Annotated in this window: 4 protein-coding genes; all 4 read left to right on the forward strand. The window is 45.4% G+C overall.

Annotated elements, in window-relative coordinates; translation table 11 throughout:
- The first annotated feature begins 12 nt into the window (after nucleotides 1-12).
- The 4 genes from R50345_RS30220 to R50345_RS30230 all read left to right on the forward strand — a co-directional run bounded on the left by R50345_RS30220 (nucleotide 13) and on the right by R50345_RS30230 (nucleotide 19,672).
- Nucleotides 13-5,169, forward strand: a complete 5,157-nt coding sequence (locus R50345_RS30220) for an endo-alpha-N-acetylgalactosaminidase family protein (protein WP_052414537.1) — start codon at nucleotides 13-15, stop codon at nucleotides 5,167-5,169.
- Between the two features lie 89 nt (nucleotides 5,170-5,258).
- Complete coding sequence (locus tag R50345_RS30225; RefSeq protein ID WP_052414538.1) at nucleotides 5,259-9,227, forward strand: family 20 glycosylhydrolase; 3,969 nt, start codon at nucleotides 5,259-5,261, stop codon at nucleotides 9,225-9,227.
- A 48-nt stretch (nucleotides 9,228-9,275) separates the two neighbouring features.
- On the forward strand, nucleotides 9,276-14,684 hold the full coding sequence (locus tag R50345_RS09560; protein ID WP_052414539.1) for a glycoside hydrolase family 2 TIM barrel-domain containing protein: 5,409 nt from the start codon (nucleotides 9,276-9,278) through the stop codon (nucleotides 14,682-14,684).
- A 107-nt stretch (nucleotides 14,685-14,791) separates the two neighbouring features.
- Entirely contained in the window at nucleotides 14,792-19,672 is a 4,881-nt protein-coding gene (locus R50345_RS30230) for a discoidin domain-containing protein (RefSeq protein ID WP_052414540.1), read from the forward strand.
- Nucleotides 19,673-19,711 lie beyond the last annotated feature (39 nt).

Here is a 19,711-nt window from a genome sequence, read left to right on the forward strand (position 1 = left end):
GAGGTCGTAGAGATGAGAAAACGTTACAAAGCGTTTAGCTTGCTATTGACGTTGTTGCTAGGGGTACAGATTGGTTTGCCGTCGGTAGCCGTATTCGCAGCACAAGAGTCGGACGTGTATTTCAAAGACTACAATGATGGTAACATCAGCGGATGGACACCAGCTAAGGGGACGACCACTTTTTCGGCAGATCAAGGTGCTGTTAAGGCGGTGACACAAGGTGCTGTTATTATTGCAGACCAAGAATCACCTCAGGTTGCCAATGCTGAATATGAGGTGAAGTTAAAATTTAATCAGGTTGCAACACGATTTGGATTGGTCTACCGATTCGTCGATAGTAATAATTACAATGTTATTCAGTATGATGCAGGCACCTGGGGCTGGGATGCAATGAAGGGTGGGGCGGAAACGTATGGCAATATTACGGCCCCTAGTTTTACCTTTGCTGCCGGTCAAGTGTATACTCTCAAATTGCGGTATGAGAAAGATAGCGTGAATTTATCAATTGATGGAAATAACGTGCTTACGACGAGTCTTCCCTCCATTTCAACTAGTGCAGGGAAGATTGGACTTCGCAGCTGGTACGATAACAAGACGATATGGATTGACGATGTGAAGGTAGCTCCAATTGTATCGACTGATCCTGTTCCTAAGCCGATTACGATTACAGAAGTCTTAAGATCGAATACCATGAAGGTTGAAATCGATAAGGAATTCCCGCGGGTTAAACAATATACATGGTTGGACAGCGGTGCTGAAATGTACGGACAGTTAAATGGATTTAATGAATTAAAAATCAACGAGAAATCTTATTTCCCTGTCGCTTCTGGTTTTAGTAAGAAAGCAGCAGATTCTACTCATGGTGAGACTGCAACCTACACGCTTCAGATCCCGGAAATAAAAGTGAACCTCAAAGTTGAAATGGAAGTCCAGGATAACATTCTACATTTCAAGGTGGCCAGCATCGAAGAGAATGGTACCGAAAAAGTGAAGACGATTGGATTCCCTAATCATGATCTTGTCTCTGTAATTGGAACCCAGCCTGCAGCGCAGGAAACGGCTGTTAAGATAACTGGTGGCTGGAACATTGTCCAGGATGAATTTACCGACCTTAAGACAGGGGCAGCAGACGTGAGTGGTGGCCGTACGTATGCATTCGTTAACTCCGACGTCTTAGCTGCGAGTGTAATCACCAATGTAGTAAACGGTTTTGATAAGGTTCGTGTTAAGGTAGGCGATGATACAGCGCTCCATACGAAGAAGGCAACATTATCAGGAGGCTCATGGGTTTATCGTGGGAGTACCGTGCTCGATCCGGAGCCTCTGCCTTGGGCTAAGGTTGTCCTGACTCCAGATGCGAATGGTGACCATGTTGTAGACTGGCAAGATGGAGCTATTGCATATCGTCAGAATACAGAGGCTCCAACGGGCAGTGAAATGATTCGTGACAATATTTCCTATATCAGCATGAACATTGGTTCAACTACAACTTCTCCGTTCTTGCGTGCTTTTGATAATGCGAAGAAAATCTCTAATCTCACGGATGGCTTTGGACAGCTGATTCTGTTCAAAGGATACCAAGCGGAAGGACATGATGACTCTCACCCAGATTACGGCGGTCATATTGGTATTCGTCAGGGTGGTGAGAAGGACTTCAATTATATTTTGAGCGAAGGGAAGAAATACAATATCCGCGGCGGTGTACACATTAACGCAACGGAATACGCACTGGATGCTTTCGGTACTAAAATGGAAAATATGAATCAGCCATTAAGCAAAGGCTGGGGCTGGCTCGATCAGACATTCTATGTAAACAAAACCAAGGACGTGGAATCCGGTGAATTAAAAAGACGTCTGGATATGCTGAAAAGCGATACAGGCGATAACCTTTCCTTTGTATATGTAGATGTATATGACGGTGCCGACTACAATGCGAAGAAACTAGCAGATTATATCAACGGTAACGGCTGGATGCTCGGTACAGAATTTGCTGGACCTCTGTTTGAGCAGGCCTCTTGGGTTCACTGGGGAACGGATCCGGGGTACCCTAATCAAGGCGACGATAGTAAGGTTACCCGTTTCCTACGGAATCAATCGCTGGACGGCTTCTTAACCACTCCTTTGCTGAAAGGGAATAAGCAGGTAGGCGTAGGGTACTGGCAGAACAGTGCTCCCTTCTACAGCTACCAATCAACAAGCGCGGCATTCTTTAACCACAATCTACCGACAAAATATATGCAGCATTTTCCGATCATTAAGATGACCGATAACCGCATCGACTTTGAGAAGAATGTTGTAGTTGAACGTAAGCAGGACGGTAAGATCCATTTAAGCAAGGATGGTCGTGAAATCGCCATCATGACAGATAGCAGTAACATTAGTGACAGTACGGTCTTTATTCCATGGAGCCCTGAGACAGAAGATAAAATCTATCACTGGAATCCCGCAGGTGGTCAAACGACTTGGAGTCTTCCAGAATCATGGAGCAACGTAACGACTGCACAGTTATACAAGCTGACAGATTTGGGACGTGAGCATGTTGGCAGTGTAGAAGTAATTGGAGGTAAAGTCACACTTACAGCGCAGCCGGGGATTGGTTATGCCCTGTATAAGACAACTGCTGCGGAAGAGCCGGAAATGGTATGGGGTGAAGGCAGTTCGGTTAAGGACCCGGGCTTTGACAGCCAAACATTCGGTAACTGGAAGAAATCCTCCACAGCTGCAAGCGATGATCACATTAAATTCGTGAAGAACAGTAACGCCGATGATCAGCTTCAGGTGAAGGGTCCCGGTGATGCAGTAATTCAGCAGGAGATTACCGGACTAACACCTGGCAAGACGTATTCTGCATCGGTCTGGGTGAAAGTGGATGGGAAACGCACCGTGGAAATCGGTGTGAAGCAAGGTGCAGACAAAGTTGTCAATACGCTGGATAACACGGAGCATGGCTTTTTAGCCCAGCAGCACAAATATGTGAGCACGAATTTCCAACGGATTAAGGTTACCTTTGATGCGGTTAGTGAGACAGCCAATTTCTATTTAAATGTAGAAGATGGAAGTTCGACTGTAACCTTTGATGATGTAAGAGTATGGGAAAATCCAACCAAAACTGACGCTGGTAATTCTGTATTGTACGAGGATTTCGAGAACGTGGATGAGGGCTGGGGCCCCTTCGTTTATTCCAAAATAGGTCCTGTCCGTACGCATTTAGTTGAAAAAGGCGACAATCAGATTATGACTTATGTTCTGGATGGTAATTGGTCGCTTAAAACAAATGAAGAAGCAACGGGAGAGTGGCTACGTACATTGCCTCACACGCTCCGAATGAAGGAGGATAATCGCTACCATCTGACCATGGACTACAATTCAGATGAGACGGATATGTACACCGTGGCAATTCGAGTGAAGGAGAATGGGGTAGTTCGTGATCTGGTTAGTGAGAATTTGATAGAAGGACGTAATACGCTGGATCTGTCTTTTGCAACCGAAGGGGTGAAAGATGCCTATCTGGCCATTATCAAAAACAAGCTGAACAATCAGAAGGAGTTAACCGGTACGCTGGTGGTCGATAACATTCGCGTTGATGATGAAGGTGCCATCGTTCCAGAGGAAGGTGTACTTGTATCGACTATTACTCTATCACCAAATAACATGGATCTGAACAAAGGACAGTCAAGCAGCGTTAGCGCTCAGGTTAAACCTGCAAATGCTTATGACCGGACACTGCTCTGGACTTCTGACCATCCGGAAATTGTATCCGTGGATCAAACTGGAAAAGTTACTGCACTTCAAGCCGGTACGGCGGTTATTACTGCTACTGCGAAGGATGCAAGTAAAAAAAGTGCAACAGCGACGATTCATGTGTATATGCCTAACACGCAAATTCCACAATCGCAAATGACTGCAACGGCGAGTAGCTTCCAGCCTGGAGGTGAAGCGAGTCTTGCACTCGATGGAGATATGTCTACAATCTGGCATACGAAATGGACCCCGGCACACTTACCGGAATCTATTACACTGGATCTCGGAGGCAAATATAACATCAATCAATTCAATTATTCACCTAGAGTATCTGGTACCAATGGAACGATTACAAGCTATAACCTGTACACGAGTATTGACGGAACGAATTTCACACCTATCGCGAATGGAGAATGGAAAAATGATCAGACCACAAAAATGGTTCGCTTTACAGCTGTAGAAGCCACACATTTGAGACTTGAGGCTATAGCAGGTGTGGGTAACTTTGCATCTGCTGCAGAACTTAATGTGTTCAAGACGGAGGACGAGGCAGAAGTAGTAAAAGTCACAGGCGTCACTATGGATAAAGAACGGCTAGAAATTAAAGCAGGCAGCACGGGCGAATTAAACGCTGTGATCCAACCTGAGAATGCCACAAACAAAAATGTGGTTTGGAGCAGCAGTGATGAAGCTGTAGCATCCATTGAACAGCAAGACGGTCATACCCTTATTAAGGGATTGAAGGCAGGCGAAACCGTAATTACGGCAACAACAGTAGACGGGGGTTTCTCTGCAACCAGCCGGGTTATCGTAACGGAAAAAGATGGCGAACTGAAATCGGCTTCCAATCTAACAGCGCCAAGTCAAGTTCAGCCAGGAGAAGTGTTCAAAGTGCAATATGGACTGCGGAATCTGTCTGACCAAATATTTGCGCAGGACATCGCCCTAGAGTATGCCGCGGATGTTATGGATTTCGTTGAGGCGCGATCGTTAATTAGTGGCGTAAGTGTTATTGATTCAATCAACAGCACACCAGGTAAACTTCGCTTTATTGTAGCAAGTGAAGGTGCGGCCCATGGAATTAGTAACAGTGCAGATGTCCTAGAACTAACCTTTAAAGCCAAAGAAGTGAACCAAACGGTCAATGGTGCAATTGCCGTTAAGAGCGCAATCATTTCTGATGATCAGGGCAAGGAAATTTCGGCTTCGATCTCTTCCGTAACTGTAGAGATTGGTAAGAAAGGAACGCAAGGCGACATTAACGGTGACGGCAAAATAACGATCGGTGATTTGGCAATGGTTGCAGCGCAGTATGGCAAAACTTCAGCAAGCCCGGATTGGGAGAAAGCGAAGAAAGCGGATATTAACGGTGACGGCAAAGTCGGATTGGAAGATTTGGTTATTGTAGCTCGCAAAATTGTAGAGTAAGCAAGGTCATAGGCCAGGTACATGTGTGAGTAACTAACATGATGTACCTGGTCTTTGTTAAATGTATTTGATTAGTAGGAGGATAAAAGATGAAAAAATGGATATACGCCTTTACAGTTTTTTGTCTAGTGCTTTACTCTGCTCCACTACAATTTGCAGCAGCAGCTGAAGCAGTGAACGCTAAACCAAAAGTGATACCTAGTTTACAAGAGTGGACTGGGGGAAGTGGCTCTTTCAAGCTGACAGCCAATTCCAGAATCGTAATCCCCACGAATGATTGTTTATGCCAATTGCCAGCTACTGCGGAGGTCTTTCAAGAGGATCTAAAAGAATTAACCGGATACGATTTGCCGATTGTCCAGAATAAGCCTGCTTCAAAAGGTGACTTCCTGCTTAGGCTCGATAAGTCAGCTGATGAATCAATTGGTAAAGAAGGCTACTACTTTGAAGTTGGCGATTATGTGGAAATTCATGCAAACACCGAGACCGGTGTGTTCTATGGAACAAGAACGGCACTGCAAATTTTGGAGCAAGATTCCGAGAAGTCCAGCATTGTAAAAGGGGTAGCGAAAGATTTCCCTAAGTATGGCGAACGCGGTTTTATGCTCGATGTAGGACGTAAATTTTTCACGATTGATTTCCTTAAGGATTACGCCAAATTTATGTCTTATTACAAAATGAATGATTTCCAGCTTCATCTGAATGATAACGAGATTTTTAAAGATAACAGCAGGGAGCATTGGAACAAATATACGGCTTTCCGTTTAGAAAGTACCAAGTACCCCGAATTAACGGCGAAGGATGGACATTACACCAAACAGGATATGCGTGAGCTGCAGGACATTGCCAAAATCCGTGGCCTTAACATTACGCCGGAAATTGATACTCCAAGTCATGCCCTTTCGTTCACAAAGGTCAGACCAGATCTGGTTAAGGATAATTTACCTGTCGACCATCTGGATATTACACGTAAGGAAACGGTCGATTTCATTAAGGATGTATGGGACGAATATTTAGATGGGGATTGGTTTGATTCGGAAACGGTTCATTTTGGAGGCGATGAATTCGCACCTAATGACCGGACTACTTTTGAGAAGTATCGCGAGTTTCTGAACACGATGAATGAACACATGAAGAGTAAGGGGAAGAAATCAAGAATGTGGGGCAGCTTGAGTGCATTCCCAGGTACAACGGTTGTTGATAAGGATATTGCCGTAAACGCCTGGAATAACGGATGGCAAGATCCAGTGGCATCGGTGAGAGATGGATTCAAAATTATTAATACGGTTGATTCCACGCTCTACATTGTACCGAAAGCTGGATATTACCATGATTATCTGGATTCACAATGGTTGTTTAATAACTGGGACCCTACGAACTTTGGTGGAAGCACGAAGCTGCAGGAGGGTGATCCGAACTTGCTCGGTGCGATGTTCGGGACTTGGAACGATATGATGGGCAAGAAAGTCAGTGAGGCGGATGTCCATGACCGTGTGAAGAAAGCGATGCCTGTCCTTGCAGAAAAGATGTGGAGAGGCCAATCCACGGACAGCACATTCACCGAGTTCCAGCAGTTATCAGTGAAGCTAGGCGAGGGTCCTGGAACGAATTTATTACATGAAGTGAATACGGTCGGTGATCTTGTTGTTCATTATCCATTTGAAGACGGGGCGCAGACGGTCTCTGATCAGTCCGGAAATTCTTATGATGCTACATTAGGAAATGGCGTTACTCGAGTGGCTGAAGGAAAGACAGGAAAAAGCGTGCGGTTTGCAGGGGCCACAGATCATATTCAAACACCACTTTCAATAAAGGGCTTCCCTTGGACGGTCTCCACATGGGTTAAGCTTGATGATCAGCAAGAAGCGGATGAGAAGATTCTGATGGAATCCGAATATGGTGCACTTAAGCTGAAGCAGAAAGGGACACCAAATGCCGGATTCACCCGAGAGGGCTATGATTACAGCTTTAATGCAGCGATTCCGGTTGGGCGGTGGGTACATGTTGCCTTCAGAGGAGACCTAAATGGAACCACCCTGTATATTGACGGGGATTTAAAAGGTTCTGTTGCTGTAACGACCATGCTACCTGCGGCTATGATCGGCAGTTCATCCAAAGCATTCACTGGACTATTGGATGAATTTAAGATTTTTAATCGGGTGCTGTCCGGTAAAGAAATTGCAGAGGATGCAGGATCACCTTCTTGGACAATCAATTTAGCTGCTCACAAAACAGCAGTGGCTTCTTCTGTCGAAGTGCCTCAATTCCCGGCTAGTCTTACTGTGGATGAGATTGATACGGGTGCTTCACGCTGGTCCTCTAAATATACCGACAACGAGTGGATCTATGTTGATTTAGGCCAAAGTACAGACATTAGCAAGGTTATTTTCAAGTGGGAAAGTGCTTATGCCAAAGGCTATAAAGTTCAAGTATCCGATAATGCGGAGAATTGGCGGGACGTTTATACGACTAACGCCGGAGTTGGCGGAGTAGAGATTGTCAAATTCCCAACTGAACAAGCGAGATATGTTCGAATGTTAGGTACGAAGCGAGCGGGAACCTACGGTTACTCCATGTATGAATTTGAAGTCTACGCTCCTAACCCAGATGATCCTGTAGAAGTTCTAGCACCTGTGAGATATTCAGCGAGCTTTGAGAATAACTCGCTCGAAGGTTGGGAGCATGTCATCGGTAAAGGTGTCGGACGTATGGAGCTTGTGGAAGCACCTGATCAAGCGGGTGAGCATGCCGTTAAGTTCACCTCGAATAGTGTAAATAATCTGTTTATCGATCAGCAATCTCCGATCATTGGAGATGGTGAGATCGAGTTTAAGATTACACCGCAGAGTGATGTTATCCGAACGGGTGTTATTTTACGCTATGTCAATAATGACGCTTGGGCTTCTATAGGCTTTGATCAAGGGGCTTGGTATTGGGTGAACGCTCAGGATTCCTATGGTTTATTAACCAATGCCCAGGACGCACAATTGAAAAAAGGTAAGACATCGACCGTAAAAGTGAAGTTTGAAGGGAAACATGTAACGCTGATTGTCAATGGAACGACCTATTTTGAGGCAGTAATTGCACAGATCCCAACAGATGCAGGGAAAATGGGAGCTAGAGTATTTGGTCCATCAGTTACCGTGTTTGATAATTTTATGTACAGCAATAACGTTCCTGAAGTTCCGGTAACCGGTATCAAGCTGGATAAAGCTGAGCTTTCGATGAAGATCGGAGAAACACAAACGTTAAGCGCGACACTTCAACCGGGAAATGCAACGAATAAACAGGTGACTTGGAGCAGCAGCGATGAAGCTGTTGCGACTGTTCAAGTTCAAGGCGGGAAAGCAGTCGTAACTGCGTTAAAGGCAGGAACTGCTGATATTACTGCAACTACCGTATCTGCAGGATATAAAGCGGTGAGTAAGATTACAGTGATTAAGGAGACTTCAGGTGAAGCAGCAACAAGCTTAGCTGCTCCTCACACCGTTCCATATGGTCAGAACTTTGACATCACGCTAGGCCTTCACAATGTTACAGAGGCGGTGTATGCCCAAGACATCACGATTGAATTCGACGCTTCACTAATGGATTATGTATCCGCTAATGCGTTGGTGGACGGTGTCGGTATCCTTGAGACGAAGAATACGGAAGGCATTGTGCGTCTAATTCTGGCTAGCCAAGGTTCCGGCAGTGCGATTAAAGGGGATGTAGATGTGGCTAAGATTACCTTTAAAGCTAAGGCTCTGACAGAATCCCAACCCGGCCGTATTGCTGTAAAGAGTGCAACGCTGGGTGATAGCTTGGGACAGGAAACGAACGCTCTTCTTTCCTCGGTTCAAGTGGACTTTACAACAGCAACGGATCCTGAACCTTCTAAGGATTTGAATGGTGATGGCAAGGTCAGCATCGGCGATCTGGCTATTGTCGCTGCTAACTACGGAAAGACTTCTGCAGACCCAGATTGGGATAAAGCGAAACGTGCAGACATCAATGGTGACGGCAAGATCGATCTGACGGACCTGGTGCTTATAGCTAAAGACATTGTTATTGAATAAAGGTTGTATTATCTCTCTAAATAAATGAAGTGGACGGTGAAAAATCATATGAAACTAAGGCGAGCTATGCTGTGCTTATTATTCATATCCATGATTTCCACGAGCTTTACCGGACTTCGAGCGAATGCGGCCGTCTCGGCAGAATATCCGGAATGGAATAACAATCCGGATGTCTTCCAGATCAACCGTGAACCCGCTCATGCTTCATTTATTCCATATGGTGACGTCAAATCCGCGCTGAAAGGCGCGGATTTGATATCGGCTATGCTGGAGAACCCTTCGCCGTATTATCAATCCTTGAATGGACAATGGAAATTTAACATGGCGAAGAATCCAGCTTCCAGGCCGATAGATTTTTACAAAGAAACTTATGATACAAGCGCATGGGAAGAAATTAAAGTTCCTGGGGATTGGCAGCTCCAGGGACATGATTTTCCTATTTATACGAACGTAACCTATCCTTTCTGGGGGAATGGCAATAGCACAAATGTTCAACCGCCGTATGCTCCAACGGAATATAACCCGGTAGGTTCATATCAGCGGACATTTAAAGTTCCTGATAACTGGGACGGCAGACAGGTATTCCTCTCCTTTCAGGGAGTGGAAAGTGCATTTTATGTCTGGGTAAATGGCCAAAAGGTCGGTTACAGCGAGGATAGCTTTACAGCCAAGGACTTTAACATTACCCCTTATTTGAAAGCAGGAGACAATAAACTGTCGGTTGAGGTGTATCGTTGGTCAGATGGAAGTTGGCTTGAAGATCAGGATTTCCTTCGTCTTAGCGGAATCATTCGGGATGTGTTCATGTATAGCACTCCATCCGTTCAGATCAGAGATTTTACGGTAGTGACTGATTTGGATGCACAGTATAAAGACGCCTCGCTGAATGTAAAGGTAGATGTTCGTAATTTAATTGATACAGCACCGGGTAGTCATACCATTGAAGCAATGCTATACGATGCGAACGAACAACCTGTGTTTCAAGAGCCAATCACTATGGACGCCAAAGTGAATGGAAAGTCTGAGATGGAGATTAGTGGATCGAAACAAGTGACGAATCCGCTGAAATGGTCAGCCGAGGCTCCGACGAATCTGTACACTCTTGTCTTTAGTCTGAAAGACTCAAGTGGACGTGTGATCGAAGCTGCTGGAACAAAAGTTGGGTTTAGAGAGTTTGAAATTGAGGTTGAGGAAGGCGGCAGCGGTAAGCAGCAGATGAAGCTGAACGGTAAGCCGATCTTGCTCAAAGGTGTGAATCGTCATGAAACTAGTCCAGACACGGGGCGGACGCTCGATCTGGATCTCATGATTAAAGACATCGAATTAATGAAGCAGTTTAATGTGAATAGTGTGCGGACGTCCCATTACCCGAACCATCCGTTTTGGTATGATCTTGCAAACCGTTATGGCATTTATATTTTGAACGAAGTGAACCTTGAAACGCATGGGGTCTGGAGTTCAGTTCCGACGAATAAACCGGAGTGGTTAGAGAATGTTAAGGATCGTTCTGCGAGTCTGGTCGAGCGCGATAAGAATCATCCATCTGTTCTGATCTGGTCACTTGGTAATGAATCTGGTTCGGGATCTAACTTTATCGCACAATCTGAATACATTCGCAGTCTGGATCCTACTCGGCCAATTCATTATGAGGGTTATAACGATCCGAGAGTTACCGATATGGTCAGCCAGATGTACTCTCCGGTTACGACGGTAGAGACGTATGCGAAAAGCAGTGACCCACGCCCATATATTTTGTGTGAATATGCTCACGCAATGGGGAACAGTGTTGGAAATCTGCAAGAATACTGGGATATTATACGCAAATATCCGAACTTGCAAGGTGGATATATTTGGGATTGGGTAGATCAAGCGGTTCGGGTAAGTACACCATCCGAGCGAACCTATCTAACAGATGCTACTCATTCGTACGAAGCTGATTATACCGGTGTGATCGCTTCTAATGACGGTGATGTGGTTGGTGTTTTAAAACCTGGTAAAAGTTCTGTGCCTTCTGTGACACTACCTAATGAGTCCAAGTTTAATCTTACAGGGCCGTTAACGGTGGAAGCGTGGGTTAAACCGCTTGCGAACATTGCGAACAGTCCGATTGTGGCAAAAGGAGATACACAGTTTGCATTAAAGATGAACGGGAATAACAAGCTTGAATTTTTTGTTTACCGACAAGGTGTATGGACAGCTGCTACTGCGGATTTGCCGACAAATTGGCTGAATAACTGGCATCATCTAGCTGGCACGTATAACGGAACAGATCTGAAGCTTTTTGTAGATGGAAAAGTTGTTGCTACAAAGGCATTTACAGGAAATATCGCAGCAAGCACCTATCCGCTTGCGATCGGTAAAGATACGGAAATGGGTAGGTCTTCTAATATGATGTTTGACAAGGTTCGTATCTACAACAGGGGATTAACCCTCGAAGAGCTGAATGATAATGGACGGACTGCGGATAGCAGCGCGGTTCTCTGGATGGATTTTAATTCGGAGGATGCTAAATCAGAGACACTTGAATCGACTGAGTATCTTGCCTACGGTGGAGACTTTGGAGATTCCCCGAATGACGGTAATTTCATGGCGAATGGTCTAATTACAGCTGACCGTGTTGTTCAGCCTGAGCTATGGGAAGTAAAGCAGGTCTATCAAGATATTTTGGTAAAAGCCATGGATTTGAGTGCTGGAACGATCGAGCTTAAAAATGAGTTCTTGTTCACAAATCTCAATGAGTACGAAGGAACCTGGGAAGTTAGAGCGGATAATCAGGTGATTGAAGAGGGAGTTATCGATGCGTCATCCCTGAATGTACCGGGCCTTTCCACGAAACAGGTGACCCTTCCGTATAAGCTGCCTTCCTCTAAACCTGGTGTGGAGTACTGGATAAATATTAGCTTTAAATTGAAGAAGGACACATTATGGGCGAAAAAAGGGCATGAAATTGCTAAACAGCAGTTTAAACTTCCAGTGGATTCAGACCATTCATCGGCACTTGATCTTTCAACAATGTCGGATTTAAATGTGGAGGAAACTACGGAACGTATTAGCGTATCTGCGGAAGATATGCAGATTGTATTTAACAAAACAACAGGCACGCTTGATTCATACCGCTACGATGGGACTGACCTGATTAAGAATGGACCTGTGCCGAATTTCTGGAGAGCCCCGATCGACAATGATAAAGGGAACGGCCATGCGGGCAGAACGGCAACGTGGAAAAATGCAGGGAAGAATAGAACCGTCACACGCGTTGATGTAACCAAAATCGGAGAGAAGGCTGTGAGGATCGATGTTGAAGAAACACTTCCGACATCGACCGTATCTACGTATAAGATCTCTTATACGATTTTTGGCAATGGAGATATCAAGGTAGCCAGCGAATTGAAGCCAGGTGCTGCAAGTCTGCCGGAGATTCCTGAAGTCGGTAATCTCATGACGATTCCGGGGCAGTTTGAGCAGATGTCGTGGTACGGACGCGGTCCACAAGAGAATTATCAGGACCGTAATTCAGGCTCGGATGTTGGTCAATATAGCGGTACAGTTAAAGATCAGTTCTTCCCTTATATTGAGCCTTCAGAAACAGGTAATAAAACGGATGTACGCTGGGTTGCATTGACCAATAACGATGGAGCAGGGCTCATGGCCATTGGAAGTCCTACCATTGAAGCCAATGCTTTGCATCATACACCAGAGGACCTTGACGGTCCAAAACATCCACATGAAGTGCCATATCGAGAAGATATTACACTTCGACTGAATTATAAGCAGATGGGACTCGGAGGAGACAACAGCTGGGGAGCTAAACCTCATGCTCCGTATATGCTTCTAGCTAATAAGACGTATAACTACAGCTATACGCTTAGACCTATTCCGTCTAACACAACCGATCTCATGAGCTTGAGTAAGGGGATCTCCACTGTCCATCTTGTTGGGGGGATTAAAATAGACGGGAAAGCTTTAGCGGGTTTTGATCCAGAAAAGACCAGTTATACCTACAATTTGCTACGTGGCACAACGAAGGTGCCTGTCGTTACGGCTGTAGCTGCAGGTGATAGCGTCGTGATTGATATCAAACCGGCTAAAGATCTAACCGGAACAACTGTAGTTACTGCGACCTCTGCCGACGGAAAGACTACTAAAACCTATGAAATTAAGTTTAATGTGGTAGATTACTATCTTAGCGATATGGATTGGAAAAGTGCAACGTCAGGATGGATGACGGTACAGAAGGATAAGAGCGTGGAAGGCCAGCCGATCCGCCTTAAGGGATCCTCTGGAGTCGAAACTTATGAAAAAGGGATGGGTACGCATGCGAACTCAGAAATCATTTATGATCTGAGCGGACAACATTTCAAAACCTTTGAGAGCATCGTCGGGGTTGACCAAGAAATCGGCAGCACGGCTGCTGGTAAGAATACGATCGTGTTCCAGGTGTTCCTTGACGGGAAAAAAGCCTATGACAGTGGATTAATGAGAGCCGCTACACCAGCCAAAGAAGTAAGATTAGACGTTAGTAGTGTCAAGGAATTAAAGCTTGTTGTCTTAGATAACGGTGACGGTAACGAGGAGGACCATGGTGACTGGGCGGACGCCAAGTTGATCAAAGAAGATGAACCAGAGCCAGAACCGGATTCTCATCTTACAGGCCCTGATGAAGTTATAGCTGGTAAGACCTTTGACTTGGTCTACAGCCTCGGCAGTACACCAAAGGAAGCATACGCCCAGGATTTGACTTTCACGTATGATCCAGCTCAGCTCGAGTATATATCTGCCGAAAAAGCGGATGAGAATACGATGATCGTCAATGAATTAAAAACTTCGGGTCAAGTTCGCATCATTCTTGCGAATCCAAAGGGTAGCGAAGCTAAGGGAGACACGTTAAAACTTCGATTTAGTGCGAATGCAGCAGAGAAAGAAGGATCTGCGACGATCAGTCTTGCTAAATTGCAGATTGCCAATGGTCTCGGCGAAGAGAAAGAGCTGCCTGGCGGTTCACATCTAGTAGTGATCAAGAAAGGTTCAACCGTTAATAAAGAAGCTCTTATTAGCCTTATTACCAATGCGCAAAATAAACTAGATGCGGCAGAAGAAGGTACCGAGGAAGGGCAGTATCCAGTTGGATCTAAGGAAGTGCTTCAAGATGCGATTCGTAAAGCTCAAGGCGTAGCTGATGATACCCGCGCTGAACAATCCGAAGTAGATCAGTCGATCCTTGACCTGACTACTGCACTGAGCACATTCTTGGAATCCGTTATTAAACCTTCTGGAGAGATCGGTGATCTTAACGGAGATGGTAAATTCTCGATCGGTGACTTGTCCATTGCTGCAGCTGCCTATGGAAAAACATCAGCTGATTCTGACTGGAGCGAGTTCAAGAAATCCGATGTGAACAAGGACGGTAAGGTAGACATTAGTGATCTAGCATTTATCGCCCAGAAAATACTGCAGTAATAAACTTAGCCCAATGGCAACATGAATCCAAGCGGCAAGACGAGGAATTCAAACTACAGTGAAGGCTGTATCCTGTCTTGCCGTTTCATTTGAATGGAGGGAATGGATTGAGGACCATTTATAATCGCTTTGGTATGTGGATGCTTGCACTCATGATCCTTGTGGTTACAGGACTCATGATTCGCCCGGAAACCGCCCACGGTGCTTCTGTTGGCAACATTTCTGACTTCGTAAAAAAAGATAATAACACGTTTGAGATCACGTCAGGCTCTGACAAGATTAAAGTGATTTTTCAGCGGGAGGATATGTTCCGGATTTGGCTTGGTGTGAATGGGCAGTTCAAGGAATTGACAGGAAAAAGCGCGGAAAAGCCGATCGAGCCAATCGTCATCAAGGATGATTTCGGACCCGTTAATGTTAAGTGGTCTGATGAAGGCACGTATTACAAGATGGAAACTGGAAAATTCGTGCTGAGAGCCTATAAAAATCCGTTAAAGTTCGCCATGTACAAAAGTGACAATCAAACAGTGGTGTGGGAAGAATCCGCTAGCTTGAACTATAACGGACAGTCGGCCTCACAACAGCTAATCCGGGGTGAGGATGAATATTTCTACGGCGGCGGTATGCAGAATGGATACTTCAATCATCGTGATCGCAAAATTACCATCGCTAACAACTATGGGGATTGGGGAAGCGGTACGGTTTCGAATCCTGCACCATTTTACTTGAGTACTGCAGGGTACGGAGTGCTCCGTAACACTTTTCAAAGCGGTACTTATGATTTTGATTCGACCGTCAAGCTGACGCATAACGAAAATCGGTTTGATGCTTATTATTTCTATGGTGAGACAATGAACGATATTTTGAACGCGTATACAGATCTTACTGGTAAACCGTCCTTGATTCCTCGTTGGGGTATGGGACTTGGTGATGCGGATTGTTACAACAGAGATCCAGAAAAGACCTCCGATGTTGTTAACCTTATTGCTAAAAAATATCGGGAAAATGATATGCCAGGAGCCTGGATTTTACCGAATGATGGATACGGTTGCGGTTATACAGATCTAGGCAACACCGTTGACGAACTACATAAGGAAGGTTTCTATACCGGATTATGGACTCAAAATGGTGTTGATAAAATCGCACAAGAAGTCGGCGTAGAGGGTACAAGACTCGCTAAACTCGACGTTGCCTGGGTGGGACCTGGATACGATTTCGCCCTGGGTGCCAGCAAACAGGCGTTTACAGGAATTGAAGATAACTCTGATGACAGAGGTTATGTCTGGTCCGTTGGTGGCTGGGCAGGTACCCAGCGATATTCTACCGTATGGTCCGGAGACCAGTCGGGCAACTGGGAATACATTCGATTCCATATCCCGTCGATGATCGGGGCGGGGCTATCTGGGATGCCGTACTCAACCGGTGATATTGATGGGATTTTCGGAGGAAGCGCTAAAACCTACGTAAGAGACTTGCAGTGGAAGATCTTCACTCCAATCCTGATGAACATGTCTGGTTGGGCAGCCAAAGATAAGCAGCCTTGGGTATGGGGGGAACCTTATACGAGCTATAACAGAGATGCATTGAAGCTAAGACAGCAATTGACACCATATTTGTATACCTATCTCAATGAGTCTTACGAGTCTGGAGCTCCGATCATGCGGGGAATGATCTATTCATATCCAAATGATCCGAACTCGAAGGGAACGTTAACACAGTATCAATTCATGTCCGGGGAATCATTCCTGGTTGCGCCAGTATATACCGACACGACAATGCGAAACGGAATATACCTTCCGAAAGGAAAATGGATCGATTACTGGACAGGAGAGGAACATTACGGGTCAAAAATGCTAGACGAATACAATGCTCCACTGAATCGTTTGCCGCTTCTAGTAAAGGGTGGGGCAATCATCCCGATGTATCCTGAATCGTTATACGACGGTCAGGTTCCTCCTGATCCAATTACTTATGATATTTATCCTTATAAATCGTCAAGCTTTACGATGTATGAAGATGATGGTACATCGAAGGAGCATCGTACAGGCAAATTTGCAAAAACATTAATAACCTCCACCGCTCCTGAGCAAGGGCGTGGAGATTTGATTATCAAGGTTGGAGAAAGCGTAGGTGACTATAAAGGCAAGTTGGAGACACGTAAGAATCAGTTTTCGATCCACATGCCAGATCATCCAGAGGCTATTTCTGTAGATGGAACATCCTATCTTGAATTGCAATCCAAAGCAGCATGGGATGGAGCAACAAGTGGCTGGTACTATGCTAAGCAAGATAAAGGCGGTATCCTGTACATTAAAACGCCATCCATATCAACGGAAAAGGAATTTGTCGTGAAAGTCGCAGGCTTTACAGCAGATACGACTCCACTTGTAGATGCTGTCAAAATTGAGCTGCCTCAGGTGGACACAGACCCAGGTCGTATTCCGCAGGAAGATATGATTGCAACTGCAACGAATGCGGCTTCGGATACGCCAGCAGCTAATGTACTGGATGGCAGCTATGAATCGATATGGCTTTCTTCAGCAAATGCTGGAAGTAAGCAGAGCATCACTTTAGACCTGGGGATTAAACAGTATGTGAATAAAGTGAAATACTTGCCAAGACAGTACGGTGGCAAAGACGGCACAATTACAGGTTACAAGCTGTATACGAGTATGGATGGAACTAACTATACGCTCGTAAGCAGTGGACAATGGAATGATGACAAGCTTGAGAAGACGGTGAATTTTGATACAGTAGAAGCTGTTTTTGTGAAACTTGAAGCGATAGAAGCTGTTGGGGGTGTCGTATCTGCTGCAGAGATCAATCTGTATCGTGATCTATCACAGCCTTCACCGACAGCGATACCTAAAAATGAGATGACAGCCTTAGCGAAAAGCTTCCAGCCGGGTGCGGAAGCAGCTAAAGCGATTGATGGGGACCGGAATTCAGTATGGCATACGAAATGGGATGGATCTGATAGGCTCCCGCAATCCATCATTCTCGATTTAGGTAAGGTTCGCAATGTTAGCCAATTCCGGTATGCACCGCGACTGGATGCTGGGAACGGGACGATTACTTCATACAACCTTTACGTCAGCACGGATGGAGAAACATATACGAAGGTATCCAGTGGTACATGGCTCAGAAACAACTTGAAGAAATATATCCTTTTCGATAGTGTTTCCACCCGCTATGTGAAGCTTGAAGCAGCTGTTGCACTTGGAGGGTTCGCTTCGGCTTCGGAGGTCGATGTCTATGAGGCACCGAAGGCAGCACCTGAAGTTCGATTAATTTCAGAAGGTAAATCTGCTACAGCGGACAGTGCGGATCAAGCGCATTCGGCTGGCCTTGCTAATGATGGGAATATGGACACATTCTGGTCAGCAGCGGATACGAACAATGGTCATAATTGGACAGTTGATCTCGGAATGATGCATTCTATTAAATCCTCTGAGGTTTCTTTTGAGCAGAGTAACAAGGCTTATCAGTACAAAATTGAAGTTCGGGAGACCGCGAGCTCCAATTGGATTACGGTTACGAATCGAACTGATAATCAGGAAATTGGCACGATTCAGGATACATTTGGAAGCCAAGGTAGATACGCTAGAATTACGATCACCGGACTGCCTGATGATCAATCAAAGGCTGCTATTCGCGAATTCAAGCTGTTCGGCATCCCGCTGGAAGACGGACAGAAGGTTACTGGTATAAAGCTTGATCGTGAGACACTCTCCCTCAAGGTGCTGGATGCACCGGTTCAATTGAAAGCGATCATTGAGCCTGAGAATGCCGGTAATAAGACTGTTAAGTGGGTAAGCAGTGATCCTGGTGTTGCCAGTGTGGACAGTAAGGGAATGGTCACACCAAAAGGGCAGGGTACGACATCAATTACTGCGACGACGGAAGAAGGCAGTTTTACAGCAACAAGTGTGGTGACGGTTATTGGACAGAGTAATCTAACCGAAATTCCGCAAAGTCAAATGAGTGCAGAAGCTACGAGCTCTGAAGCAGGCACAAACGATCCGAATTTGGCATTGGACGGAGATCCGGATACACATTGGCATACGAAGTGGTTTAACGTTGATCCACTTCCACAGTCTATTACGGTGAATCTGGGTGGAGAGTACACCATCAGCATGCTAGGATATTTACCTCGGCCGGATGCAGGTAATGGCACAATTACTGCTTACAACGTGTATACAAGCACCGATGGTGTGAGTTACACGCTCATAACAAGCGGGAACTGGCTGCGAAACAAACAGCTCAAAGAAGTGAATTTCGCTCCGGTGAAAGCGGCTCACATTAAGCTGGAAGCTGTAAAAGGTGTTGGTGAATTCGCATCCGCAGCTGAGATTACGGTGTATCAAGTGCAGCAGGAAACGGATCAAGTGCAAGCCGTATTGAGTGCTGATTCATCCGTTACTTCCGGCAAGCCTTTTGTTGTCCGGTATGATGTGAACAATATCTCCGGGAAGGTATTTGCTCAGGACATCACCATTCAGTATGATGCTGACCGCATGGATTATGTGTCCGCTAAATCACTGATCCAAGGTGTTTCGATTGTTGAAGAGTCAACCAAAACGCCTGGAAAGCTTCGTTTGATTATGGCGAGTGAAGGTACGGAACACGGATTAAGCGGAAATCAACAAATTGCCGAGCTGACATTCCAGGCAAAAGGAGTATCGGAGACGGTATCCGTTAATATCAGTGTGTCAGATATACTGCTGGGTGAAGAAGACGGAACAGAGACCACAGCCGCACCTGCTACAATCGCTGTAAAAGTGAAACCAGAGCAAACAGGAGTATCAGGTGATCTTAACGGCGACGGAAAAATCAGCATTGGTGACCTGGCTATCGTTGCTGCACACTACGGCAAAGATTCATCAAGTCCTGATTGGCAGCAAGCGAAGCGTGCGGATGTGAATGGTGACGGTAAGATCGATATTACAGATCTTGCTCAATTAGCGAGACAGATCGTAAGTCAATAACACACGCTAACATCCTGAACAAAAATTTATAAGCTGAGG

Origin of the sequence: Paenibacillus sp. FSL R5-0345, assembly GCF_000758585.1 — a bacterium.
Classification (GTDB): Bacteria; Bacillota; Bacilli; order Paenibacillales; family Paenibacillaceae; genus Paenibacillus_AQ.